We start from the raw sequence: 23,465 nt of genomic DNA, 5'->3' as shown, positions 1-23,465 counted from the left end.
CGTGACGGAAGGCACCACCTCCGCCGCCGCTGAGGGCGACACCCTGACCCGCCTGGAGCAGGAGGGCGAGATCGCGGCGGACTACCTCGAGGGTCTGCTCGACATCGCCGATCTCGACGGCGACATCGACATGGACGTCGAGGCCGACCGCGCCGCTGTCTCGATCATCAGCGACTCGGGCGGCCGCGACCTGCAGAAGCTGGTCGGCCGGGACGGCGAGGTGCTGGAGGCGCTCCAGGAGCTCACGCGTCTGGCCGTGCACCGGGAGACCGGGGACCGCAGCCGGCTGATGCTGGACATCGCGGGTTTCCGGGCCAAGAAGCGCGAGGAGCTCTCCGAGCTGGGTGCCAAGGCCGCCGCCGAGGTCAAGAGCTCCGGTGAGCCGGTGCGGATGGACCCGATGACGCCGTTCGAGCGCAAGGTCGTGCACGACGCGGTCAAGGCCGCGGGCCTGCGCAGCGAGTCCGAGGGCGAGGAGCCGCAGCGCTTCGTCGTCGTGCTTCCTGCCTGATCGGTACGTACGTTCCTTCGGCCCCGTCTGTTGCGCAGACGGGGCCGAATTTTGTCAGCCTGATAGTCCTGGTGAACAGCGCTCAGTGCGCTCAAGCGGTACGGAAGGACGGTCCCCCGTGACGGAGGCAGCGGAGCTTCCCCCCGCGCCCGAGCAGGCGCGCGAGGTATTCGGTGATCGCTTCGCGGATGCGGTCCGGTACGCGGAACTGCTGGCCGAGGCGGGTGTGCAGCGTGGGCTGATCGGCCCCCGGGAAGTGCCCCGGCTCTGGGAGCGGCATCTGCTGAACTGCGCGGTGCTCTCCGAGGTCGTGCCCGAGGGCGTGACCGTGTGCGATGTCGGCTCCGGTGCGGGGCTGCCCGGCATTCCCCTGGCGCTCGTCAGGGAGGACATCAAGATCACTCTGCTCGAACCCCTGCTGCGCCGGACGAACTTCCTCACCGAGGTCGTGGAACTGCTCGGTCTCGACCACGTGACCGTCGTCCGTGGCCGGGCCGAGGAGGTCATGGGCAAGCTCCAGCCGGTTCACGTGGTGACCGCCAGGGCGGTCGCACCGCTGGACCGGCTGGCGACGTGGGGCATCCCGCTGCTGCGCCCGTACGGCGAGATGCTGGCCCTGAAGGGCGACACCGCCGAGGAGGAGCTGAAGGCCTCCGCCACGGCGCTGAGCAAGCTCGGTGCCGTGGAGACGTCCATCCTGCAGGTCGGTGAGGGCATCGTGGATCCGATGTCCACCGTGGTGCGGGTGGAGGTGGGCGAGAGCCCCGGCGGTGTGCGCTTCGCGGCGAAGCGGGCCAAGGCTGCCAGGACGGGCCGGACGCGTCGTCGACGCTGATCCCGGGCGACACGAGCACCGCGACTCCCGGTTCCCCTGTGAGGGGGCCGGGAGTTCCGCGTTCGGCTCCGGGAAAGGGGCCGGAGCTCTCCGCGTGAAGGCGGGCTGCGGCGGGGAGTTTCTCTGTTCGGAGCCAGGAGTTGTTTCTCACTCCTGGCGGAATGATCCCGATGATGCGACCTATTGCGCAAAAGCTGCCAAACCTGCGCATATCGGAGTGTCGTGCCGTGATGATCCAGACGGCTCGGCATCGTGTTTCACGTGAAACGTCGCTCACTGTTGCACGGCATCATCAGTCGCGGCCGAGCTGCGGCCGAACCCCGCGATCGGAAGCCTCTCGGGTCGCTCGGAGGGGGCCCGGAGTTGTCCACAGAGGTGGATTTCTCCACAGAACAACGGGCCTCGCTGGTTCGCGACCCCAATGGCATGGGAGGCTCTGTTCATTGCGAGCCTGAAGTCGAGGAGAGTGAATCCTTGCGGTCCGACGCCAACATCGCGGGACCGATGACCGATCCGGTCCCCGGTCCCCGTACCGAGTCGATGGGGGACGATGTTTCACGTGAAACACCGCCCCCGATGGACGACACTCCCATCGGTCGTGCTGCCCAACTGGCTGTGGAGGCGCTAGGTCGCGCCGGCGAGGGCCTGCCACGGCCTGAGCAGACCCGAGTCATCGTGGTCGCCAACCAGAAGGGTGGGGTGGGTAAGACCACGACCACGGTCAACCTTGCCGCCTCGCTGGCACTGCACGGCGGCCGGGTCCTGGTGATCGACCTCGACCCTCAGGGCAATGCCTCCACGGCGCTGGGTATCGATCACCATGCCGAGGTCCCGTCGATCTATGACGTGCTGATCGACAGCAAGCCGCTCTCCGAGGTCGTCCAGCCGGTCCCTGATGTCGAGGGTCTCTTCTGCGCGCCCGCCACCATCGATCTCGCCGGTGCGGAGATCGAGCTGGTGTCGTTGGTGGCCCGTGAGAGCCGGCTGGAACGAGCGATCCTGGCCTACGAGCAGCCGCTGGACTACATCCTCATCGACTGCCCGCCGTCGCTCGGTCTGCTGACGGTCAACGCGCTCGTGGCCGGCGCGGAGGTGCTCATCCCCATCCAGTGCGAGTACTACGCACTCGAAGGCCTGGGGCAGCTCCTGCGCAACGTCGACCTGGTGCGCGGTCACCTCAACCCCGACCTCCACGTCTCGACGATTCTGCTCACCATGTACGACGGTCGGACCCGCCTCGCGTCCCAGGTCGCCGAGGAGGTGCGCAGCCACTTCGGCAAGGAGGTGCTGCGAACGAGCATTCCGCGCTCGGTCCGAATTTCGGAGGCCCCGAGTTACGGTCAGACGGTTCTGACCTACGATCCGGGTTCGAGCGGTGCTCTCTCCTACCTCGAGGCGGCGCGCGAGATCGCCCTGCGAGGAGTCGGAGTGGCGTACGACGAGCAACATGCCCACCTGGGCGGACAGAACGATCAGAACATGGTGGAGGGGATCCAGTGAGCGACCGACGACGGGGTCTGGGGCGGGGCCTGGGCGCGCTGATCCCTGCGGCTCCCACAGGTGACCGGCCGGGTGTTTCGGCGAGTGGGACACCCTCCTCGCCGTCTGCCGGACCGGTACTCACCGCGGAGCGCGGGGTCGCGGTGGCGAAGGTGACCACGCTGCCGTCTGTTTCACATGAAACGGAGGACGGGGCCAACGCGTCGCTGGAGACGCTTCAGGCTCCCGTCGGTGCCCACTTCGCCGAGCTGCCCCTCGACGCCATCACGCCGAATCCGCGCCAGCCGCGTGAGATCTTCGACGAGGACGCTCTCTCCGAGCTGGTCACCTCCATCAAGGAGGTCGGACTCCTCCAGCCCGTCGTCGTACGCCAGGTGGCTACCGGGCGCTACGAGCTCATCATGGGCGAGCGCCGTTTCCGGGCCTGCCGTGAGGCGGGGCTCGAGGCCATTCCCGCGATCGTGCGCGCAACGGAGGACGAGAAGCTTCTCCTGGACGCGCTCCTCGAGAACCTCCACCGGGCTCAGCTGAACCCGCTGGAAGAGGCGGCGGCCTACGACCAGCTCCTCAAGGACTTCAACTGCACGCATGACCAGTTGGCGGACCGGATCGGACGGTCGCGTCCCCAGGTCTCCAACACCCTGCGGCTGCTGAAGCTCTCCCCGTCGGTCCAGCGTCGTGTGGCGGCCGGGGTTCTCTCCGCCGGACACGCGCGGGCACTGCTCGCGGTCGACGACTCGGAGGAGCAGGACCGGCTCGCTCACCGCATCGTCGCGGAGGGGCTCTCGGTGCGGGCCGTGGAGGAGATCGTGACCCTCATGGGGTCCCGTCCGCAGACGGCTCAGCGCTCCAAGGGCCCGCGGGCCGGCAGCCGGGTCTCCCCGGCGCTGAGTGATCTGGCGACGCGTCTCTCCGACCGCTTCGAGACTCGGGTGAAGGTCGACCTGGGGCAGAAGAAGGGCAAGATCACTGTCGAGTTCGCTTCGATGGAAGACCTTGAACGCATCCTCGGCTCCCTCGCCCCGGGAGAAGGACCGGTCCTTCAGAAGAGCCTTCTGGACGACGACTCGGACGACACGGAAGCCTGAGTCGGCTTCCTGGTGGTCCGATGTCCGATCGGGTTCACCTGGAGAGCGGGCCGTGTCCGGCGTGTGCCGGAATACGGCCCGCTCTTTGCTTTCCGGCGGTATCGAGGCAATCGCTTCGTGGATACGATGCGATGGGTATGGCGCATCCACCTGGCAGCACCTTCATCGGGGAGGCGGGGGTCATGCAGACCGTGAGCCGTACCGGACTGGTGACCGCAGGTCTGGGTCTGGGAGCGGTCGGCGGGTTCGTCGGCAGCCTGCTCAGAGAGCGGAGCCATCTGACAGCCGCCCGTGACGCCGCGGGCGAAGGAAGCGAGGAACAGCCTTCATGGGGCGTCGGCTCGTACCGCTCACGCTGGACAACCTTGCGGACCTTCCCCAGCACTGTCGCACGTGCGTCTTCTGGGAACTGGATCCTGTCCGCGGTGAAGCCGCGCTGAAGGCGGGCACGAGCGCCATGGAGAAGGAGGCGTGGATCTCCTCGGTGCTGCTGGACTGGGGGTCGTGCGGCCGGGTCGCCTACGTGGACGAGGTGCCGGTGGGCTATGTGCTCTACGCGCCGCCCGCCTATGTCCCCCGTTCCACGGCGTTCCCCACAAGCCCCGTGGCGCCGGACGCGGTTCAGCTCATGACCTCGTTCATCACGCCGGGCTACCAGGGACAGGGACTGGGCCGGGTCCTGGTCCAGACGGTGGCCAAGGATCTGCTCCGTCGTGGATTCAAGGCGATCGAGGCTTTCGGGGACGCCCGGTGGAAGGAACCCGCCTGCGTGCTCCCCGCCGACCATCTCGTCGCGGTTGGCTTCAAGACCGTCCGCCCTCACCCCAGATACCCCCGCCTGCGGCTGGAACTGCGGACCACGCTTTCCTGGAAGGAAGACGTGGAGTTGGCGCTGGACCGTCTCCTCGGAGCGGTGCAGAAGGAGCCTGCGCTCCGTCCTCTGTGACGACGGCCCCCTTGGGCAAAGCGAATGGGCCAGCCCGACCGGGCTGGCCCATTCGTGTTTCACGTGAAACAGGCGCCGCATGCGCGGCGGTCACCGACTACTCGGCGATGAAGTCCTCGAGGTCCCGCACGATCGCGGCCTTCGGCTTCGCACCGACGATGGTCTTGGCGACCTCGCCACCCTGGTAGACGTTCAGGGTCGGGATCGACATGACGCCGTACTTGGCGGCCGTCGCCGGGTTCTCGTCGATGTTGAGCTTGACGATCTCGATCTTGTCGCCGTGCTCGGCGGCGATGGCCTCGAGCGACGGAGCGATCTGGCGGCACGGACCGCACCAGGCGGCCCAGAAGTCCACCAGGACGGGCTTGTCGCTCTTGAGGACGTCCTGCTCGAAGGAGTCGTCGGTCACGTTCTTGAGGGTGCCGGCCACGGCGGGCTCCTTAACTTGTTGGTGCGGTGGGGAGGAGGGAGGTGATCAGACGGTGGCGGCCGCGGTCTCGCTGTCCGCGAGGGCGGCGAGGTAGCGCTCGGCGTCGAGGGCGGCGGAGCAGCCGGTACCGGCCGCGGTGATCGCCTGGCGGTAGGTGTGGTCGACGACGTCACCGGCGCCGAAGACACCCGTCTGGTTGGTGCGGGTCGAAGGCGCGGCGACCTTCAGGTAGCCCTCGCCGTCCAGGTCGAGCTGACCCTTGAAGAGCTCGGTGCGCGGGTCGTGGCCGATCGCGATGAACAGACCGGTCACCGGCAGCTCCGACGTCTCGCCGGTCTTCAGGTTGCGCAGCGTCAGACCGGCCAGCTTCGGGTCGCCCTTGATCTCGGCGACCTCGCTGTCCCAGATGAACTTGATCTTCGGGTCGGCGAAGGCACGCTCCTGCATCGCCTTGGAGGCGCGCAGGCTGTCCCGGCGGTGGACGATGGTGACGGACTTGGCGAAGCGCGAGAGGAAGGTCGCTTCCTCCATCGCGGTGTCGCCACCACCGATGACGGCGATGTCGTGGTCCTTGAAGAAGAAGCCGTCACAGGTCGCGCACCAGGAGACGCCGCGCCCGGAGAGCGTGTCCTCGTTCGGGAGACCGAGCTTGCGGTGCTGTGAGCCCGTCGTGACGATGACGGCCTTGGCGCGGTGCACCGTGCCGGCGGTGTCCGTGACGGTCTTGATCTCGCCCGTCAGGTCGACGGCGACGACATCGTCCGGGACCAGCTCGGCACCGAAGCGCTCGGCCTGGGCGCGCATGTTGTCCATGAGCTCGGGGCCCATGATGCCGTCCTGGAAGCCGGGGAAGTTCTCGACCTCGGTGGTGTTCATCAGCGCACCGCCCGCGGTGACGGCGCCTTCGAAGACCAGCGGCTTCAGCGACGCGCGCGCGGTGTAGAGCGCCGCCGTGTAGCCGGCGGGCCCAGACCCGATGATGATCACGTTACGGACGTCGCTCACGGCTTGATTCCTCGTCTCTGGAGACTGCAGCGTTCCGGTGGGAGCATCTCTCAGTACTCTCACCCCACCCAACGGATCCTAAGGGGCTTCAATTCCCGCTGTGTCGGGGCACACGGAGACCGTTCAGGAACGCCCGTAGGACCGGGTCAGGAGGAGCTTGCCCGGCGACGGGGCGGACTGCTTCTCACAAGCGGCGTCGACGAGGTAAGCGGTGACCTTCGTCTTGTCGGCGGCGTCGGACACCACGAGGAGATAGACGTTCTTCCCCTGGAACGAACCTGTCTTGGCGGCGAGGAGCACCCCGGGGTCTCCGGTCCCCTGCTGGACGCACTCGGGAACCGCGGGCGTGGGGGTGATCAAGGTCTTCACCCCGCCCGAGTCGGTTCCGGCGTCCTGCGACTCGGCACTCCAGGGCTTGGCGCTGGGAGAGCCGTCACCCGAGGTCTTCTTCTTGGTGAGAAGGTCCGAGACCTCCCCCTTCAGCGTCCCCTCGGAGAACGCCGTCGGTGATCCCGAAGCGTTCTGGGTCGCCGTCTGGGCCGTCTTGCCTGAGCCGTCGCTGTCCAGCGACTGCACGAGGATCGCGCCCAGCCCCAGGGCGGCGGCTGCGAAGGCGGCGGTGAGGAGGACCGTCCTGCGACGGCCGTGACGGGCCCGATGGGAGCGGCCGGGGCCGGTGGCCCCACGAGGACGTCCGGAAGGACTGCCGGCGGGCGACGGGGGAGGCGGGGGCGATGCGGGCGATGTTTCACGTGAAACATGAGCAGCGTCGGCATCGGCGTCGGCCGTCTCGTCGGGAGCCGTGGAGCTCAGCAGCGCTTCCGCGGCCAGAGCGGCGTCGATGCGTCCGGCGACATCGTCCGGCATGCGCGAGGGGCCCGGCAGGGTGCCGAGAAGGCCGCGGATCTCCTCCAAGGAGTCGTAGACCTCGGCGCAGAGCTCGCACTCGTCGAGGTGCCGGCGCACATCCTCGGTACGGGAAGGCGAGAGAAGACCTTCGGTGAGGTCGGAGATCTCCGCGACATCCGGGTGTCCGGCCTTGTCCGTCGTGGATGTCACGTCCGCCCACCTCCGCCCTTCACAGCCGCTGAATCGCTTGGCCCCGCCTCGCGGGCACCCGACGAGCGAGGTCCCGCTGCGGGTGGGACGGATGTCCCCTGCGTCCGGTTCCGTCCGCCGCCCGACTTCTTCTTCTCCTCGTCACCCGGGTTCTCCGTGCGGAGATGGGTGAGCAGGGGGAGGAGTCTGGCTCTGCCGCGCGCGCAGCGGCTCTTCACGGTGCCGGTCGGCACGTCGAGCATGCGGGCCGCCTCCGCCACGGGGTAGCCCTGCATGTCCACCAGGACGAGGGCGGCGCGCTGGTCGGCGGGGAGGGTGCCCAGGGCGCCTATGAGCTCACGGTGGAGGTCGTTGCGTTCGGCGGGAGCGGCGGCGGACTCGTGCGGTTCGAGAAGCTGCTCCAGGCGCTGGGTGTCGTCCACGGGGGACGTCTTCCTGGAGGCCGCCTTGCGGGCGCGGTCCAGGCAGGCGTTCACCGTGATGCGGTGCAGCCAGGTCGTGACGGCCGACTGGCCCCGGAAGGTGTGGGCGGCCCTGTAGGCCGAGACGAGCGCGTCCTGGACCGCGTCAGCGGCCTCCTCGCGGTCTCCCAGCGTCCGCAGGGCCACGGCCCACAGGCGGTCGCGATGGCGCCGCACAAGCTCACCGAAGGCGTCCGGATCGCCTTCGACGTGGCGGGCCAGGAGGTCCTGATCGCTTGCTTCGCCGTGTTCGGCTTCATCGGCCATCGGACCCCCCTCCCCTCCGTCGACGAACGTCAGCCGCTGAACTTCACATCCGTGATCGCCTGCTTGAAGCCGGCGCCGCTGTAGCCGTCGCTGGGAGCGTTCGGCACATCGGTGATCCACAGCAGCACGTACTGCGTCTTCACGGACTTGGACGCCTTCACGTTCAGGCTGGTGCCGCTCGTGGTGGCGGTGCCGATCTCCTTCATCCCGTCGACGGACGTCGTGGGCGACAGCGCGTCGGCGGCGTACAGATGGATCGTGGTGTGGTCGCCCGCATAGCGAAGCCCTATCGAGGCGTTCTTGAGCGACTGGGCCGAACCCAGGTCGTAGACGATGCCCACGCCGGGCTTGTACGGCGCCAGCTTGGGACCGGCGTTGTACCGCTTCGTACGCCAGAACGTGGTGCTGTTGCCGTCGAAGGTCTTGTCGACGTCGTCGGCCGCCTGGGGAGAGCCTTCGACCACGTACTCCGAGGCACCCTTGATCGCGATCGGCTTGAGTGGCATGGGCTTGGTGCCGCCCTTCTCGTTGCCGTCCGTCGTCTGGGTCTTCTTGGTGTCCTCGGGCTTGTCGTGGTCCATGAGCGCGTCGGCGAGCTGCCAACTGCCCAGGCCCAGTGCGGCGATGAGGAGAGCCGACACGGCCCACTTCAGGGCTGTGCCGGTACGGCTCTGCAGCGGGGGCGGCGGAGCCGGCAGGACCTGGGTGGCGCCCGGACGCGGCGACTGACGGCCGTAGGTGCCCTGCTGGTACGTCGTGCGCTGGTACTCGGGCGGTGCGGTGAACGCGGGCTCCGGCGGGCGGATGCGGGGCATCTCGCCGATCGCCTTCACCAGCTCCTCCGGCGTGGTGCAGGGGGACTCGTGGCGGGAGGCGGTCGCGCCGTCGTTGGCGAGCGCGCGCATGGCGAGCTCCGACAGGCCGCGGTGGACGCCGGCACGCACCTGGTCGGGTGCGATCAGTCCGACGCCCTTGGGAAGCCCCGACAGGCCGTACGCGTCGCTCTCGTACGGCCAGCGCTGGGTGAGGGCGGCGTACAGGAGTGCGCCGATCGCTTCCGTGTCGGTGCGCTGCGGGGTCTCCGAACTGATGCCGCGCAGCGCCGCGTTCACGGCCAGCCCGCGGATGCGCCACTGGCCCGTGGACGTGCGCAGCACGGCGCCCGGGGTCAGCTTGAGATGCGCGAGGCCCTCGCGGTGCGCGGCGGCCATGGCCCCCGAGACCTGACTGACCATCTGGTAGGCCTCGTGCACCTCGAGGGGGCCCGAGGCGAGGAGGGCGGTGAGCTCCGTGGCGTCGGGCAGCCACTCGTGCACCACGTACACGAGGTCGTTCTCCTCGACCGCGTCCAGGACCTGGACGAACCGGGGATCGCCCAGCAGGGCGGAGGAACGCGCCGCCGCCAGGACGGAGCGGGCTCGCGGATGATCGGCGGGCAGCAGATGCACCCCGACGGCACGACGGAGCTTCTCGTCCATCGCGCGCCAACTGCTGAAACCGTCCAGTCGGGTGACGCACTCTTCGAGGCGATAGCGCCTGGCGAGTTTGTGACCACTGTGCAGTTCGGGCGGTGAGGCCTTTCCGGGACCCTCGGTCCCGCCGCTCCCCTGTGCCTCTTCGCTGTCCGTTTCCCGCTCCCGGTTGAGGGCCACCCCGTCGGACGTGGTCTGGTCCGCCTTGGCGGTCAGCGGCTCGTCACCGCTGTTGTCTGCCACGTCGACGGCAGCCGTGCTCCGTTCCGCCACCGTCGTCCCTGCCTCCCCATCCATTGCGCGCTGTCCGACGCAGAAACCAATTGTGCCCACAGTCCGGCGCTATGCACGACACACGGCGACGGACGATGGTTGTGCGCGTACCCCCGCCTCAGCGCCCCAGGCGCCCGCGGACCATTCCGACCATTGAGTTGAGTTCTTCGATGCGCATCTTGCGCGCCGCGACGTAGAAGACACCGAGCAGGGCGATCGATCCGAGGACGAGCGCCGCGATCGAACCGAACACGCCGTACCCGAGGACTCGGGTGATCGCGAAGCCTACGGCGCCGCCCACGACGGCGCCAGGGACGGAGGCCAGGCACAGACGGGCGTACGTGCGCAGCACACGGGCGCCGTCCAGGTCGCCGCCCAGCCGCCTGCGCAGTCGCTGCCAGGCCACACCGACGCCCACCGCGTACGCCAGCCCGTAGGCGCCGGCCATGCCGACGACCGCCCACTGCGCGGGCAGGACCATGTAACAGGCGGCCGAGGCCGCCGCGTTGACGGCGGCCACGATGACCGTGTTGTAGAACGGCGTGCGGGTGTCCTCGTAGGCGTAGAAGCCGCGCAGGATCACGTACTGCACCGAGAACGGGATCAGGCCGAGGGCGAAGGCCATGAGGACGTAGCCCTGGGACTGGGCGGACTGCAGGCCGCTGGAGCCGAAGAGCAGGGTGCACATCGGGATGCCCAGGGCCAGGAACATGAAGGCCACCGGGACGATCGCGACGGCCGAGGTCCGCAGCCCCTGCGAGATGTCGTCGCGGACGGCTCCCGGGTCTCCGTCGTGGGCCGCTCGCGAGATCCGCGGAAGCATGGCCGCCATGACGGAGACCGTGATGATCGCCTGCGGCATGCCCCAGATGAGCTGGGCGTTGGCGTAGGCCATGATGCCCGCGCCGCTCTTGCCCGAGGCCTTGCCCGCCGCCGTGGCGAGCTGGGTGACGACGAGGACGCCGGCCTGGTTGGCGAGGACGAAGAGCACGGTCCACTTGGCGAGCTTGATGGCCTTGCCGAGGCCGTGGCCCCGCCAGTCGAAGCGCGGACGGAACCGGAAGCCGGCCTCGCGCAGGTACGGAACCATCGCCGTGGCCTGGACGACCAGGCCGAGCAGGGTGCCGATGCCCAGCAGGCGGACGCCGTCCGGCGGGATGTTGGTGACCGTCATCCCGGAGTGGCGGGCGGTGCCGTAGACCCAGAGGAACATGCCGAACGTGAAGATCATGACGATGTTGTTCAGGACCGGGGTCCACATCATCGCGCCGAACTTCCCGCGGGCGTTGAGGATCTGGCCCATGACCACGTGCACGCCCATGAAGAAGATCGTGGGCAGGCAGTAGCGGGCGAAGGTGACGGCCACGTTGTTGGCCGCGGGGTCGTCCGCGATGGGCGACGACATCAGCTTGATCAGCAGCGGCGCGATGAAGACCGCGGCGGTGACGATCACGCCGAGGGCGACCATGACGAGGGTCAGCAGGCGGTTGGCGTACGCCTCGCCCCCGTCGTCGTCCTCCTTCATGGACCGCACGAGCTGGGGCACGAAGACCGAGTTGAGGCCACCGCCGACGGTGAGGATGTAGATCATCGTCGGCAGGGTGTAGGCGACGGTCCAGGCGTCACCGAGGGTCGCCGCACCCAGGGCGGCGGTGATGATCATGGTCCGTACGAAGCCGGTGAGACGGGACACCAGCGTGCCCGCCGCCATCACGGCGCTCGACTTCAGCAGCCCGGAGGCACGGCCGCCGGACTTCGCCGAGGCGGCCGCGGGCGGCTGAGGGGCTGCCGGAGCCGGCTCGGGGGCCGGTGCCGGGACCGCGGCGGAGGGGGCGTAGCCGTGGCGGGCGCCGCCCTGCTGCTGGTCGCGGAAGAGATGAGCGAAGGCGTCCGGCTCGTGCTGTTGCTCGCCGGCCTGGGTGACCAGATCGTCCACGCCCACGTACTGGGTGGTCCGGGCGTCGTCGCCGTACGGCAGGTGACGCGTCGGCCCGGCCGGCTCCGGAGGGGGCGTCTGGGCCCACAGCCGCGGGTCGGGCGCGTATTGCGCCGCGGGCGGCTGTCCGTAGAGCGGCTGCTGGGGGGCGTAGGAGCCCGGCGGCGGCGGAGGGTGCGCGGCGCGGTCGTAGAGCGCCTCCGTCACCGGGTCCTGGGCCGAGAGGTCCTGAGCCCGGTACGGATCCTGGTCGTAGGCGTCCTGGAGGTACATGTCGGCGGGAGAACCCTGGGGCGTCCGAGCGTTCTCAGGCGTGCCCTCGGGGTGGCCGGAGCGGCCCGCGGCATGGTCCGGGTAGTCCTCGGGGTAGCCCGAGGATCCCGCGCCCTGGCCGCGGTCACCGTCGTACGGCGCGTTCATGGTTACCCCACCTCATCGTCCCCGGGCCCACCGGCCACGACATCGCTCAACGGTCCACTCTCTCACCCGTGCCGGACGGGTCGGCGCTTTCCGGTGCGGTGTCCGGTGTCGGGTCACTCGGCTGCTCCGGGTCGTCTGCCCCGGACTCCGGGGCGGAAGCCCGTTCGGGACCGGCCTCGGAATCCTCGGTGGAGTCAGTGTCCACGGTGGCTCCGGCGTCCTCGCCGTCGCCCCCCGTCTCGGGACCGTCCTCCGCGCCCTCCCCGGCCTGCCGGGCCGCCGCGCGCTTACGCTGCGTGTACATACGGAAACCGGCGAGCACGAGAAGCAGGACACCGCCGCCGATGACGAGCATCACGGTGGAGGTGATCTCGGTGACCTTCACCTCGAAGGGGACCGGGTCCCCGTAGGGCTGACCGTCCTCCGTGTAGAGCTGCGCGACGACCTGTACCGGGCCGTTGGCCTTGGTGGACGTCGTGAACTTGACCGACTGGCTGTGCTCGCCCGCGACCTGGATCGGCTGCTCGTCGTACGGGCCGTTGCCGATCTTGAGGCGGGTGGGCTGCTGCGAGGTGAGCCGCAGCATCAGATGGCCGACGCCCTGCACGAGGTTGTTCTGGACCGTCACGGGGATCGTGGCGCTGCGCCCGGACAGCTTCGCGTCCGACTTCTGGATGAGATGCACCAGGCCCATGAGCCCGTCGAGGTAGGTCTCCACCCCCTGCCGGAACTCAGCCGCCTCGGCGGTCCGGCCGCGCCAGGACGAGGACATCCCCCGCTCTATGGCCCGTCCGAACGGTGTGACCACACGGGACTCGTCGGTCAGGATCACGCGGAACTTGTCGAGCTTGGCCTGGGTCGCCTGGATCCGCTCGAACGCCGAGCGCGGCAGCTCCCGGTGGCGCAGCGCCGACGGGTACGAGGACGAGGAAGGAACCTTCGTGGTGGCGCCGGGGTCCGGCTTGGCTTTGGCGGCCTCGGTCAGCCCCTGGGACTGCGACCAGTTGCCCTGCTGGAGCGCCCGCAGTGCCTCGGCCATGGACTGCGCCTGGCTCGCCGTGGGCACCCGCTGCGGAGCGACGACGATGCTGCGCTCCTTCTTCGGCTCCTGCAGGTTGATCATCAGGCTCTGCGCGAGGAACCGCTGGACGGCGAGGGTCGAGGTGTCGGCCTTCATCATGTCGCCCTGGAACGCGGTCGACATCCGCTCGTCCGCGACCACCGCGGTGGTCCCGCCGCCGATGGGGCGGGCGGCGCTGGGCGTGTAGGACAGGCCGCCGGTCTCGCGGAGGCTGTCGCTGCGGGCGATCACCTTGTCCGCGCCGGCCGACGTGGCCACCTTGATGATCGACGGGTCCACCGCGCCGTCCGCGGGCCAGGCGAACTCCGTGCTCGGCTTCACGTGGACGATCGTCTCCACCGTGTCGGCCGCCACATCGGTGGCGTCCTTGAGGTGGCTCAGGGAACCGGTGACGTCCTTGCCGTGGTGGGCCAGCGACGCGAGATCGGGGTCGGCGAACGGGAGGGCGACCAGGCTCTGGCCCTGGACCGTCTTCTCCAGCTTGTCGAGCCAGGCGTTGGCCACCGCCTGGTTCTTCCCGGCGACGGTGGTGCCGTTCTCCTGCTGGATGCGGTAGCCGCCCCTCATGGCGTCCACGGAGGCCAGCAGGTCCGGGTCGAGGACCCAGGTGACGTCGAGCTGGCTGCCCAGCGACAGGAGCTGGTCCAGGCGGCCGCCCGGGGCGATCTCCTTGGCCAGGTCGTCGTTCTTGAAGACCGGCGTCTGCTGCGCGTCCGAACCCGTCTCCGCCGTGAGGTGGACGGTGGAGATGAGGGGCCAGAGGTAGGTGGTCTTCGTCTTCGTGTCCGCGGCCTCGGGCTGCCAGGGCAGGAAGGTCCGCTCGATGCCGAGGACCTGGTCCCACGGCTGCGCGGTGGTCCGGCCCGTGATCGACACCCCGAGCTGGTAGACCCCGTCGGAGCCGAGGTCGAGATCCTTGACCGGGACCGAGATGGAGAAGTGCTGCGAGCTGCCGCCGGCGAGCTTGGTGACCTTCGCGACGTACTTGCCGCCGATCTCCAGCGGGTCGACACCCGGCTGGAAGCTGCTGCGCTTCGCGACCGTGTCGATGGCGGTGCGGGTGTTCAGGGACGGTCCGACCCGGACGCCCACGTGGGCGTCGGTGACCGTCTGCTTGCCCGTGTTGGTGACCGAACCCGAGACCGTGACCGTGTCGCCGTCGGTGGGAACGCTGGGCGTCAGCGAGTCGAGACGGACGTCCACGGGGCCGGAGGACCCCGAGGCGGTGGCCGCGGACTCGGCGGCGGTGGTCGCGGAAGCCTTCTCGGCGGCCTGTGAGGGCGTACTCAGGGGGAGCTGGAGCAGCCCGGCCAGCAGCGGCGCCCCGGCCAGCAGTGCACCGCTGCGCCGGAGCCACCGGCGGGCAGGTGAGGGACTGGTCCCTTGGAAGTCTGCCGCCTCGGCCACGCGCTCGCCCGTCCCTCGTCGTCGTCAGTGGTCGTCGGAATGTGCGTCCACGCATGGTAACGAGGTGCGCTGAGAGTAAGTGCCGCGGAGTGGTCCACAAGATCAGGGATGAGGACCGACTGTCCTGTATGTGCGTCTATTCTGCCGCGAAAAGATGTGGGGCACCGGTGTGGGATTTATCCGGGCGCCCCCCACCGCCTCGGCCACGTACCCTTTTCTGTTGTGCCGAACGCCAACGAAGACAATTCCAGTGCCCTGAGCCAGGTGCAGCGCCGCGCGGTGAGTGAACTGCTGCGGGTGTCCCCTGTCGCCGACGAACTCGCCCGCCGTTTCCAGGAGGCCGGGTTCTCGCTCGCCCTGGTCGGCGGCTCGGTCCGGGACGCGCTCCTCGGCCGGCTCGGCAATGACCTGGACTTCACGACGGACGCCCGGCCCGAGGACGTACTGAAGATCGTCCGGCCCTGGGCGGACGCCCTGTGGGAGGTCGGGATCGCCTTCGGCACCGTCGGTGCGCAGAAGGAAGCCCGCGTGGGCGATGTGGAGCAGTCGTTCCAGATCGAGATCACGACGTACCGCTCCGAGGCGTACGACCGGACCTCCCGCAAGCCGGAGGTCTCCTACGGCGACTCCATCGAGGATGACCTCGTGCGTCGCGACTTCACGGTGAACGCGATGGCCGTCGCACTGCCGGAGAAGGAGTTCATCGACCCGTACGGCGGTCTGGACGATCTCGCCACCCGCGTGCTGCGCACCCCCGGCACCCCGGAGGCGTCCTTCTCCGACGATCCGCTGCGGATGATGCGGGCCGCGCGGTTCGCCGCACAGCTCGACTTCGAGGTGGCACCCGAGGTCGTCGCCGCCATGACGGACATGGCCGGGCGCATCGAGATCGTCTCCGCGGAGCGGGTGCGGGACGAACTGAACAAGCTGATCCGGTCCGCCCACCCGCGCAAGGGTCTGACGCTGCTCGTGGACACGGGGCTCGCCGATCACGTGCTCCCCGAGCTTCCCGCCCTGCGTCTGGAGCGGGACGAGCACCACCGGCACAAGGACGTCTACGAACACACGCTGATCGTTCTGGAACAGGCGATGGCACTGGAGGAGAACGGGCCCGATCTGACGCTCAGGCTCGCCGCGCTGCTCCACGACATCGGCAAGCCGCGGACGCGCCGCTTCGAGCAGGACGGGCGGGTCTCCTTCCACCACCACGAGATGGTGGGCGCCAAGATGACCAAGAAGCGGATGACGGCGCTCAAATACTCGAACGATCTCGTCAAGGACGTCTCACGTCTGGTCGAGCTGCATCTGCGCTTCCACGGGTACGGCACGGGCGAGTGGACCGACTCCGCCGTCCGCCGCTATGTGCGTGACGCGGGCCCGCTCCTCGACCGTCTCCACAAGCTGACCCGTTCCGACTGCACCACGCGCAACAAGCGCAAGGCGACCGCCCTGTCCCGCGCCTACGACGGGCTGGAGGAACGCATCGCCCAGCTCAAGGAGCAGGAAGAGCTCGACGCGATCCGTCCGGACCTCGACGGCAACGAGATCATGGGAATCCTGGGCATCGGTCCCGGCCCCGCGATCGGCCAGGCCTACAAGTTCCTGCTGGAGCTGCGGCTGGAGAACGGGCCCATGGAGCACGACGCGGCGGTCGCGGCCCTGAAGGAGTGGTGGGCCGAGCAGGGCTGAGAGACGGCCGGCCCGCCATGTTTCACGTGAAACATTGAGCCGGGCCACGCGAAGGGGCGGTGTTTCACGTGAAACACCGCCCCTTCGCGTCTGTGCCGGGTCCTACTTGGAGGCGAGCTCCTCCAGGCAGAGGGTGAAGTCGTTCTTGCCCGTCTCGGTGTACTCGGCGTACTTGGTGCGGTCGCAGCCGGAGTTGTCGGTCTTCTTCTGCGCGACCTTGTACTTCGCCTTGGCGTCGCCGCAGCCCACGACCTTCAGGCCCGGGTCCGTGGTGCTGTCCGGGTTGCTGATGCTCATGCAGTCGCCGACCTTGGCGGTGTCCGGGTCGTGCCGGCTCGCGAGGTAGCCCACGCCGGCGGCTATCACGGCAACGACTACGACGGCGCCGCGCAGGTACTGCTTGATGCCGCGCTTCGGGCGCTGCGGCGGGACCGGGGCGAAACCGGCGGCCGGCTGCTGCGGGAACCCGGACTGGCCCGGCTGCTGCGGGTATCCCTGCGGGGCCTGGCCCTGCGCGAACGGGTTGCCACCCTGGGGCGGCTGCCCCTGCGCGTAGGGGTTCTGACCCTGAGGCGGCGGCGGAGTTGTCACTGGAGGTTCCCCCTGGAACGTAGGTGCGTGACGCGAACGTAAGACGCACGTAAGTTATCGGTCCCCTGTGACAACGGAGTAGTCAGAAGTGGCTCTGTGGCATTGATGTGACACTTACTGAAGCTCAAAGCGGGCCATAGCAGCCGCAATTGATGCGTAGACCGCCGCCACGGTGAGGACGAGGGAAACGGACCGTCCGTCAGAAGGCAGCATCAGCGCGGCGACCGCGGCCGCGCCGACGAACGCGACGTTGAACAGGACGTCGTAGACGGAGAAGATCCGGCCGCGGAAACCGTCGTCCACGGCGGACTGCACGATGGTGTCCGTGGCGATCTTCGCGCCCTGGGTGATCACGCCCAGCACGAAGGCAGCGCCCAGTGTGGGCGCGGGGGCGAAGGGCAGACAGAGCGCCGGCACCAGAACGGCGGCGGCGCCTGCGCAGACGGCGATCCAGCGGCCCGGACCCAGCCGTCCGGCCGCCGAGGGCGTCACCACGGCGGCGACGAAGAAGCCGGCCCCCGAGACACCCACGGCCAGCCCCAGGAGCGCGAGCCCGTCGTCCGAGCCGGACGCCCACGCGTAGCGGCAGAGCATCAGCACCATGACCGTCAGTGCGCCGTAGCAGAAGCGCATCAGGGTCATGGTCATCAGAGCCCAGGCCGCCTCCCGCCGCGGGAGCTCCGCGAGATGGCGGACTCCGCCGGCCAGGCCCCGCGCGGTACCGGCGAGGGCCGTGCCCACGTACGGGCGGACCAGGTCCTGGTCGGGCCCGAGGATCTCCGGGGCGATACGCAGCGAGGCGAGGGCGGCGCACAGGTACAGCCCCGCCCCCACGAGGACCACCGCCGCGTCGGAGTCCGCGACGAGGAGTCGTACGGCGAACGCGAGCGCCGCGCCCGCGGTGGCCGCGAGCGTTCCGGCGGTCGGTGAGAGCGAGTTGGCCACCACCAGCCGGTCCGTGTCGACGACGCGCGGCAGGGCTGCCGACAGCCCGGCCAGGACGAAGCGGTTGACGGCGGTGACACAGAGCGCGGAGGTGTAGAAGAGCCAGTCGGGTGCCGGGCTCAGCATCAGCAGGGCCGTCACGGACGCCAGCGCCGCGCGCAGCAGATTGCCGTACAGAAAGACCTGCCGCCGCCGCCACCGGTCCAGCAGGACGCCCGCGAAGGGGCCGACGAGGGAGTACGGGAGGAGGAGCACCGCCATCGCGGAGGCGATGGAGGCCGCCGAGGTCTGCTTCTCCGGTGAGAAGACCACGTAGGTGGCCAGCGCGACCTGATAGACGCCGTCGGCGCCCTGGGACAGCAGCCGTACACCGAGCAGGCGTCTGAATCCCTGGAAGCGCAGGAGGACGCGCAGGTCACGCACGACGGCCATGGGGCACAGCCTCACATACGAGGAGGGTCCCCGGGCAGTAAGCCCGGGGACCCTCCCCAGCGGTGCGCACCGAATCGTGCTTAGCGCTCGACCTCGCCCTTGATGAACTTCTCGACGTTGGCGAAGGCCTCGTCGTCGAAGTACTGGACCGGCGGGGACTTCATGAAGTAGCTCGACGCGGAGAGGATCGGGCCGCCGATACCGCGGTCCTTGGCGATCTTCGCGGCGCGCACGGCGTCGATGATGACACCGGCCGAGTTCGGGGAGTCCCAGACCTCGAGCTTGTACTCCAGGTTCAGCGGGACGTCGCCGAAGGCACGGCCCTCGAGGCGGACGTACGCCCACTTGCGGTCGTCGAGCCAGGCCACGTAGTCCGAGGGACCGATGTGGACGTTCTTCTCGCCCAGCTCACGGTCGGGGATCTGCGAGGTGACGGCCTGCGTCTTCGAGATCTTCTTGGACTCGAGGCGGTCGCGCTCCAGCATGTTCTTGAAGTCCATGTTGCCGCCGACGTTGAGCTGCATGGTGCGCTCAAGACGGACACCGCGGTCCTCGAACAGCTTCGCCATCACACGGTGCGTGATGGTCGCGCCGACCTGCGACTTGATGTCGTCGCCGACGATCGGGACGCCCGCCTCGGTGAACTTGTCCGCCCACTCCTTGGTGCCGGCGATGAAGACCGGGAGAGCGTTGACGAAGGCGACCTTGGCGTCGATGGCGCACTGGGCGTAGAACTTCGCCGCGTCCTCGGAACCGACGGGCAGGTAGCAGACGAGGACGTCGACCTGCTTGTCCTTGAGGATCTGGACGACGTCGACCGGCGCCTCGGCGGACTCCTCGATGGTCATGCGGTAGTACTTACCGAGACCGTCCAGGGTGTGACCGCGCTGGACCGTGACGCCCTTGTTCGGGACGTCGCAGATCTTGATGGTGTTGTTCTCGCTGGCACCGATGGCGTCGGAGAGGTCGAGGCCGACCTTCTTCGCGTCGACGTCGAACGCGGCGACGAACTCGACGTCACCGACGTGGTAGTCGCCGAACTGGACGTGCATCAGGCCGGGCACCTTGGTCGCCGGGTCGGCGTCCTTGTAGTACTCGACGCCCTGAACCAGCGAGGCGGCGCAGTTGCCCACGCCGACGATGGCTACGCGAACCGAACCCATTCCGGTTGCTCCCTGTGTCTATCGGTGAAACCCCGTGCGGGGTCTCACGTGGCGGTGTCGTCGGACGGATCCGGCCGGGGGCTGTCCCGGTGCCGGGGCAGGCCGCCCGTCTCTCCAGATGTGTTGTCCTGCTGAGCGGTGCCTTCGAGGCCGGGACGTTTGACGTCCCGGCCGGCCCGCTCACTCTCGATGAGCTCGTTCAGCCAGCGCACTTCGCGCTCCACGGACTCCATTCCGTGGCGCTGGAGCTCAAGCGTGTAGTCGTCGAGGCGCTCCCGGGTGCGCGCCAGCGAGGCGCGCATCTTCTCGAGGCGCTCCTCCAGACGGCTGCGGCGACCTTCCAGTACGCGCATGCGTACATCGCGTGACGTCTGCCCGAAGAAGGCGAAGCGAGCCGCGAAGTGCTCGTCCTCGTACGCGTCGGGACCCGTCTGCGCGAGAAGCTCCTCGAAGTGATCCTTACCTTCCGCCGTCAACCGGTAGACGATCTTGGCGCGACGCCCCGCGAGTGTTGCCGACAGGGCGTCTTCGGGTGTGGATCCTGTTTCCTCGATCAACCAGCCGTTGGCGACCAGCGTCTTGAGGCAGGGATAGAGCGTTCCGTAGCTGAAGGCACGGAACACACCCAGTGACGTATTGAGTCGTTTGCGCAGCTCATAGCCGTGCATCGGGGACTCGCGGAGCAGACCGAGGACGGCGAACTCGAGGATCCCGGCACGCCGGCTCATCGTCGCCTCCTCTCTGTCGCTGTCCCGTCGGCACGGTCTTTATGCCGCACTGATGTATCGACTCGATACATCAGCACGATAGAACGGCCCTGCGGATGCGACAAGAGGGAGCAGAGTGAACGGCGTCACATCACCGATTCATACGAAGCAAGTTGCCTGATTTGGGGTGAACTTCGACGCTCGGTGGGTTTTGGCGGTGCGTACTCTGTGCGGGATGGACACCACCGGGAACCGAGTGACGTCTGAGAACGTCAACGTCTTTGGTGCAGTACGGGTGAATGCGCGATCGACCGCATCCGTACTTCGGGGGGACCGGAAACCAGCCGCCGTTTCCAGGCGCGCAAAGGTGCGCCTGCCCGAGGAGTAATCGTTCGATGAGCGAGCACCGTCGCAAACCGACGCAGCCGCAGGGCGGCGGACGTGCCGCGGCCCGGCGCGGCCAGCCGCAGGCAGGCCCGTCCGCAGGCCGCCGCGATGCACCGCGAGACGCCACCGGGTCTCCTTCCGCTCCGTATGGGCCGGGAGGTGAAGAGAGCCCGTTCGGCAGCCGTGCCGAGGCGCGGCGTGCCATGCAGCGCGGAAACGGCGGAGGCCGGCGCAGAGCCGCCGACGGCGCGGGTCACGGCGGCGGCCCCGGTGGAGGGGGCGGCCGACGCGGTGGTCCCCAGGGCCCGGGCGGTCCCGGACGCGGCCGTGGCCGCGCTCCCGAGCCCGCCAAGAAGCGCATCATCGACTACCCGCGCGCGGGCCGGTACGGCGCCGCGCGCTGGGTGCCGTCCTGGAAGCTCGTGACGGGCGTGTTCATCGGCTTCTGCGGCAGCATGGTCGCGGCCGCCGGTGTCGGGTACGCCCTCGTGGGCATCCCGGACATCGGCAAGACCGCCAAGGCGCAGAACAACGTCTACTACTGGGCCGACGGCAGCGAGATGGTCGCCACGGGCGGTGAGGCCAACCGTCAGATCATCAGCTACGCGCAGATCCCCAAGGAGATGCGCTGGGCGGTGATGTCGGCCGAGAACAAGACGTTCGAGACCGACAGCGGCGTCGACCCGACGGGTATCGCCCGCGCCTTCGTGAACATGGCCAAGGGCGGCCAGACGCAGGGTGGCTCGACCATCACCCAGCAGTACGTGAAGAACGCGATGCTGGAGGACCAGTCACAGACGGTCTCCCGCAAGCTCAAGGAGCTGTTCGTCTCCATCAAGGTCGGCGCCAAGGTTCCCAAGGAACAGATCATGGCGGGCTACCTGAACTCCGCGTACTACGGGCGCAACGCCTACGGCATCCAGGCCGCGGCCCACGCGTACTTCGACAAGGACGCCACCGACCTGAACCCGAGCGAGTGCGCGCTCCTGGCGGCGGTGCTCAAGGGCGCCACGTACTACGACCCCGCGGGCGCCGCGTCGATCGACGCGGTCAACGCCACGCCGCAGAAGAACCGCGCTCGTGCCGAGGAACGCTGGCGCTGGATCCTCGACGAAGAGGTCAAGGACGGCCGTCTGGACGCGGCCACGCGCGGCAAGTACACGAAGTTCCCCGCGACCCAGCCGCCGCGGTCGAACGCCGCGCTGGGCGGGCAGGTCGGCTACCTGGTCGACCTCGTCAACTCGTACCTGGTCAACAACAGCAAAGACACCGGGATCACCGAGACCAAGCTCCGGCAGGGCGGCTACCAGATCCACACGACCTTCGACAAGAAGAAGGTCAACGCGCTCAAGGCCGCGGTGGAGAAGGTGCAGAAGGCCAACATCAAGCCCAAGCTGCGTCCGAAGAACGACAAGTACGTCCAGTTCGGCGGGGCGTCCGTCAACCCGGACAGCGGCGCGATCGAGGCCATCTACGGCGGTGAGGACGCGACCAAGCACTTCACCGACAACGCCGACCAGACCGGTGCCCAGGTGGGTTCGACGTTCAAGCCCTTCGTGCTGGCCGCGGCCATGTCCTGGGGCGTCCGGGATCCCGAGGGGCCCGCGGAGCAGGCGCAGGACGAGCGGACGAAGGTCTCTCCGAAGAGCTTCTACAGCGGCAAGAACAAGCTCAAGATCAAGGACTACGACCGCAGCGACTGGACGGACGACAAAGGCAAGGAGTGGCTGCAGACGAACGACGGCGGCCAGTCCCTCAACCCGCCCACGTACAAGATCGACCTGCGTGAGGCCATGCGGGAGTCCGTGAACTCCGCCTATGTCCAGCTCGGCATGGACGTGGGTCTGGACAAGGTGAAGGACGCCGTCCTGCGCGCGGGCATCAAGGAGTCGAGCCTCGCCAGCTCCAGGTTCCCGTCGTTCTCCCTGGGCACCTCCTCCCCGAGCGCGATCCGTATGGCCGGCGCGTACGCCACCTTCGCGGCCAGCGGCAAGCAGCGCGACCCGTACTCGGTCGAGAAGGTGACCAGCAAGGACGGCACCGTCTTCCAGCACGACAAGATCGCCAAGGCGGTGGAGGCCTTCACCCCCGCGGTCGCCGACAACGTCACCGACGTGCTGAAGACCGTGGTCGAGAAGGGCACCGGTACGAACGCCCAGCTCCCGGGCCGCGAGGTGGCCGGCAAGACCGGTACCACCGACGGCAACAAGTCCGCCTGGTTCGTCGGCTACACCCCGCAGCTCTCCACGGCGATCGGCATGTACCGCCTGGACGACGACGAGACCAAGAAGAACCGCGAGTTCCTGCAGATGTACGGCACGGGTGGCGAGAAGACCATCCACGGTGCCTCGTTCCCGTCGCAGATCTGGCGGGACTACATGATGGTGGCGCTCAAGGGTGAGAAGGCGGAGTCCTTCCCGGTGCCCGAGGAGATCGGCGAGGTCCTCAACGACACCCCGAGCCCGACGCCGACGCCCTCGGCCACCGAGAGCGCGACGGAGAGCCCGAGCCCGACCCCGAGCGCGACGCTGACGTCTCCCACGCCCTCGGCGACCGAGACCTGCCGGAAGTTCGACTTCAACTGCAACAACAACGGTGGGACGGACAACGGTGGGACCGGCACCGGTGGCACGGACACCGGCGGCCTGGACACCGGCGGCACGGACGGTGGTGTGAGCACCTCACCATCGGCCACCACCAGTACCGGCAGCAGCAGAGGAAACGGCAACGGCAACGGAGGCCTCTTCGGAGGCTCCGGCTGACGGTCGCCGACCACGGCTTCGGGGGGGGGGGGGGGGGGGGGGGAGGGAAGGAAAAAACGATCGGGGGGAAAGAAGCCAGAAAACAGGTCCCCCTCCTC

18 protein-coding genes are annotated in these 23,465 nt (G+C 68.7%); 7 read left to right on the top strand and 11 right to left on the bottom strand.

Going from position 1 to position 23,465, the window contains the following annotated elements; translation table 11 throughout:
• Window position 1 precedes the first annotated feature (1 nt).
• The 5 genes from ACZ4TO_RS23720 to ACZ4TO_RS23700 all read left to right on the top strand — a co-directional run bounded on the left by ACZ4TO_RS23720 (window position 2) and on the right by ACZ4TO_RS23700 (window position 4,880).
• Window positions 2-511, top strand: coding sequence for a Jag family protein (locus ACZ4TO_RS23720; protein ID WP_382783303.1), 510 nt, complete (start codon window positions 2-4; stop codon window positions 509-511).
• 118 nt (window positions 512-629) lie between these two features.
• Window positions 630-1,346 carry a 16S rRNA (guanine(527)-N(7))-methyltransferase RsmG gene (gene rsmG / locus ACZ4TO_RS23715; RefSeq protein ID WP_382783300.1) on the top strand — a complete coding sequence of 239 codons (717 nt, stop codon included), beginning with the start codon at window positions 630-632 and terminating at the stop codon, window positions 1,344-1,346.
• Window positions 1,347-1,772: 426 nt separating this feature from the next.
• Entirely contained in the window at window positions 1,773-2,846 is a 1,074-nt protein-coding gene (locus ACZ4TO_RS23710) for a ParA family protein (protein WP_382784242.1), read from the top strand.
• Window positions 2,843-3,934, top strand: a complete 1,092-nt coding sequence (locus tag ACZ4TO_RS23705) for a ParB/RepB/Spo0J family partition protein (RefSeq protein ID WP_382783297.1) — start codon at window positions 2,843-2,845, stop codon at window positions 3,932-3,934. The genes ACZ4TO_RS23710 and ACZ4TO_RS23705 overlap by 4 nt, the downstream gene beginning before the upstream one ends.
• A 328-nt stretch (window positions 3,935-4,262) precedes the next feature.
• Window positions 4,263-4,880, top strand: a complete 618-nt coding sequence (locus ACZ4TO_RS23700; RefSeq protein ID WP_382783294.1) for a GNAT family N-acetyltransferase — start codon at window positions 4,263-4,265, stop codon at window positions 4,878-4,880.
• Window positions 4,881-4,977: 97 nt separating this feature from the next.
• Here the strand turns inward: ACZ4TO_RS23700 and trxA are convergent, their stop codons facing one another.
• The 7 genes from trxA to ACZ4TO_RS23665 all read right to left on the bottom strand — a co-directional run bounded on the left by trxA (window position 4,978) and on the right by ACZ4TO_RS23665 (window position 14,691).
• The gene (gene trxA / locus ACZ4TO_RS23695) at window positions 4,978-5,310 is read right to left on the bottom strand and encodes a thioredoxin (protein ID WP_326786756.1); all 333 of its coding nucleotides are present in this window, start codon (window positions 5,308-5,310) and stop codon (window positions 4,978-4,980) included.
• 45 nt (window positions 5,311-5,355) lie between these two features.
• The gene (trxB, locus tag ACZ4TO_RS23690) at window positions 5,356-6,315 is read right to left on the bottom strand and encodes a thioredoxin-disulfide reductase (protein ID WP_382783291.1); all 960 of its coding nucleotides are present in this window, start codon (window positions 6,313-6,315) and stop codon (window positions 5,356-5,358) included.
• Between the two features lie 123 nt (window positions 6,316-6,438).
• Window positions 6,439-7,374: a hypothetical protein gene (locus ACZ4TO_RS23685; protein ID WP_468025148.1), complete on the bottom strand. Its 936-nt coding sequence runs from the start codon at window positions 7,372-7,374 to the stop codon at window positions 6,439-6,441.
• Window positions 7,371-8,102 (bottom strand): RNA polymerase sigma factor SigM, encoded by a 732-nt coding sequence (gene sigM / locus ACZ4TO_RS23680; RefSeq protein ID WP_385042846.1) that lies wholly within the window; start codon window positions 8,100-8,102, stop codon window positions 7,371-7,373. Before sigM ends, ACZ4TO_RS23685 begins: the two co-directional genes overlap by 4 nt.
• Before the next feature lie 29 nt (window positions 8,103-8,131).
• A complete protein-coding gene (locus ACZ4TO_RS23675) occupies window positions 8,132-9,847 on the bottom strand; it encodes a protein kinase family protein (protein ID WP_468025147.1) in 1,716 nt (571 codons plus the stop codon).
• A gap of 118 nt (window positions 9,848-9,965) precedes the next feature.
• Window positions 9,966-12,203: a murein biosynthesis integral membrane protein MurJ gene (gene murJ / locus ACZ4TO_RS23670; RefSeq protein WP_468025146.1), complete on the bottom strand. Its 2,238-nt coding sequence runs from the start codon at window positions 12,201-12,203 to the stop codon at window positions 9,966-9,968.
• A 46-nt stretch (window positions 12,204-12,249) separates the two neighbouring features.
• Window positions 12,250-14,691 (bottom strand): DUF6049 family protein, encoded by a 2,442-nt coding sequence (locus tag ACZ4TO_RS23665; protein WP_468025145.1) that lies wholly within the window; start codon window positions 14,689-14,691, stop codon window positions 12,250-12,252.
• Between the two features lie 222 nt (window positions 14,692-14,913).
• On the opposite strand from ACZ4TO_RS23665, the gene ACZ4TO_RS23660 reads away from it, so the two are divergent.
• Window positions 14,914-16,380, top strand: a complete 1,467-nt coding sequence (locus ACZ4TO_RS23660; protein ID WP_382783273.1) for a CCA tRNA nucleotidyltransferase — start codon at window positions 14,914-14,916, stop codon at window positions 16,378-16,380.
• Window positions 16,381-16,482: 102 nt separating this feature from the next.
• On the opposite strand, the gene ACZ4TO_RS23655 is transcribed toward ACZ4TO_RS23660, so the two are convergent.
• The 4 genes from ACZ4TO_RS23655 to ACZ4TO_RS23640 all read right to left on the bottom strand — a co-directional run bounded on the left by ACZ4TO_RS23655 (window position 16,483) and on the right by ACZ4TO_RS23640 (window position 20,239).
• Window positions 16,483-16,971 (bottom strand): LppU/SCO3897 family protein, encoded by a 489-nt coding sequence (locus tag ACZ4TO_RS23655; RefSeq protein ID WP_468025144.1) that lies wholly within the window; start codon window positions 16,969-16,971, stop codon window positions 16,483-16,485.
• Between the two features lie 114 nt (window positions 16,972-17,085).
• A complete protein-coding gene (locus tag ACZ4TO_RS23650; RefSeq protein WP_382783268.1) occupies window positions 17,086-18,348 on the bottom strand; it encodes an MFS transporter in 1,263 nt (420 codons plus the stop codon).
• Window positions 18,349-18,428: 80 nt separating this feature from the next.
• Window positions 18,429-19,511, bottom strand: a complete 1,083-nt coding sequence (locus ACZ4TO_RS23645) for an inositol-3-phosphate synthase (protein WP_382783265.1) — start codon at window positions 19,509-19,511, stop codon at window positions 18,429-18,431.
• 44 nt (window positions 19,512-19,555) lie between these two features.
• Window positions 19,556-20,239 (bottom strand): PadR family transcriptional regulator, encoded by a 684-nt coding sequence (locus tag ACZ4TO_RS23640; RefSeq protein ID WP_382783261.1) that lies wholly within the window; start codon window positions 20,237-20,239, stop codon window positions 19,556-19,558.
• A gap of 374 nt (window positions 20,240-20,613) precedes the next feature.
• On the opposite strand from ACZ4TO_RS23640, the gene ACZ4TO_RS23635 reads away from it, so the two are divergent.
• Window positions 20,614-23,367, top strand: coding sequence for a transglycosylase domain-containing protein (locus ACZ4TO_RS23635; RefSeq protein WP_468025143.1), 2,754 nt, complete (start codon window positions 20,614-20,616; stop codon window positions 23,365-23,367).
• Window positions 23,368-23,465 lie beyond the last annotated feature (98 nt).

The organism is Streptomyces sp. NPDC028298, assembly GCF_055565895.1.
This window is presented reverse-complemented; position numbering and strand designations above follow the sequence as displayed.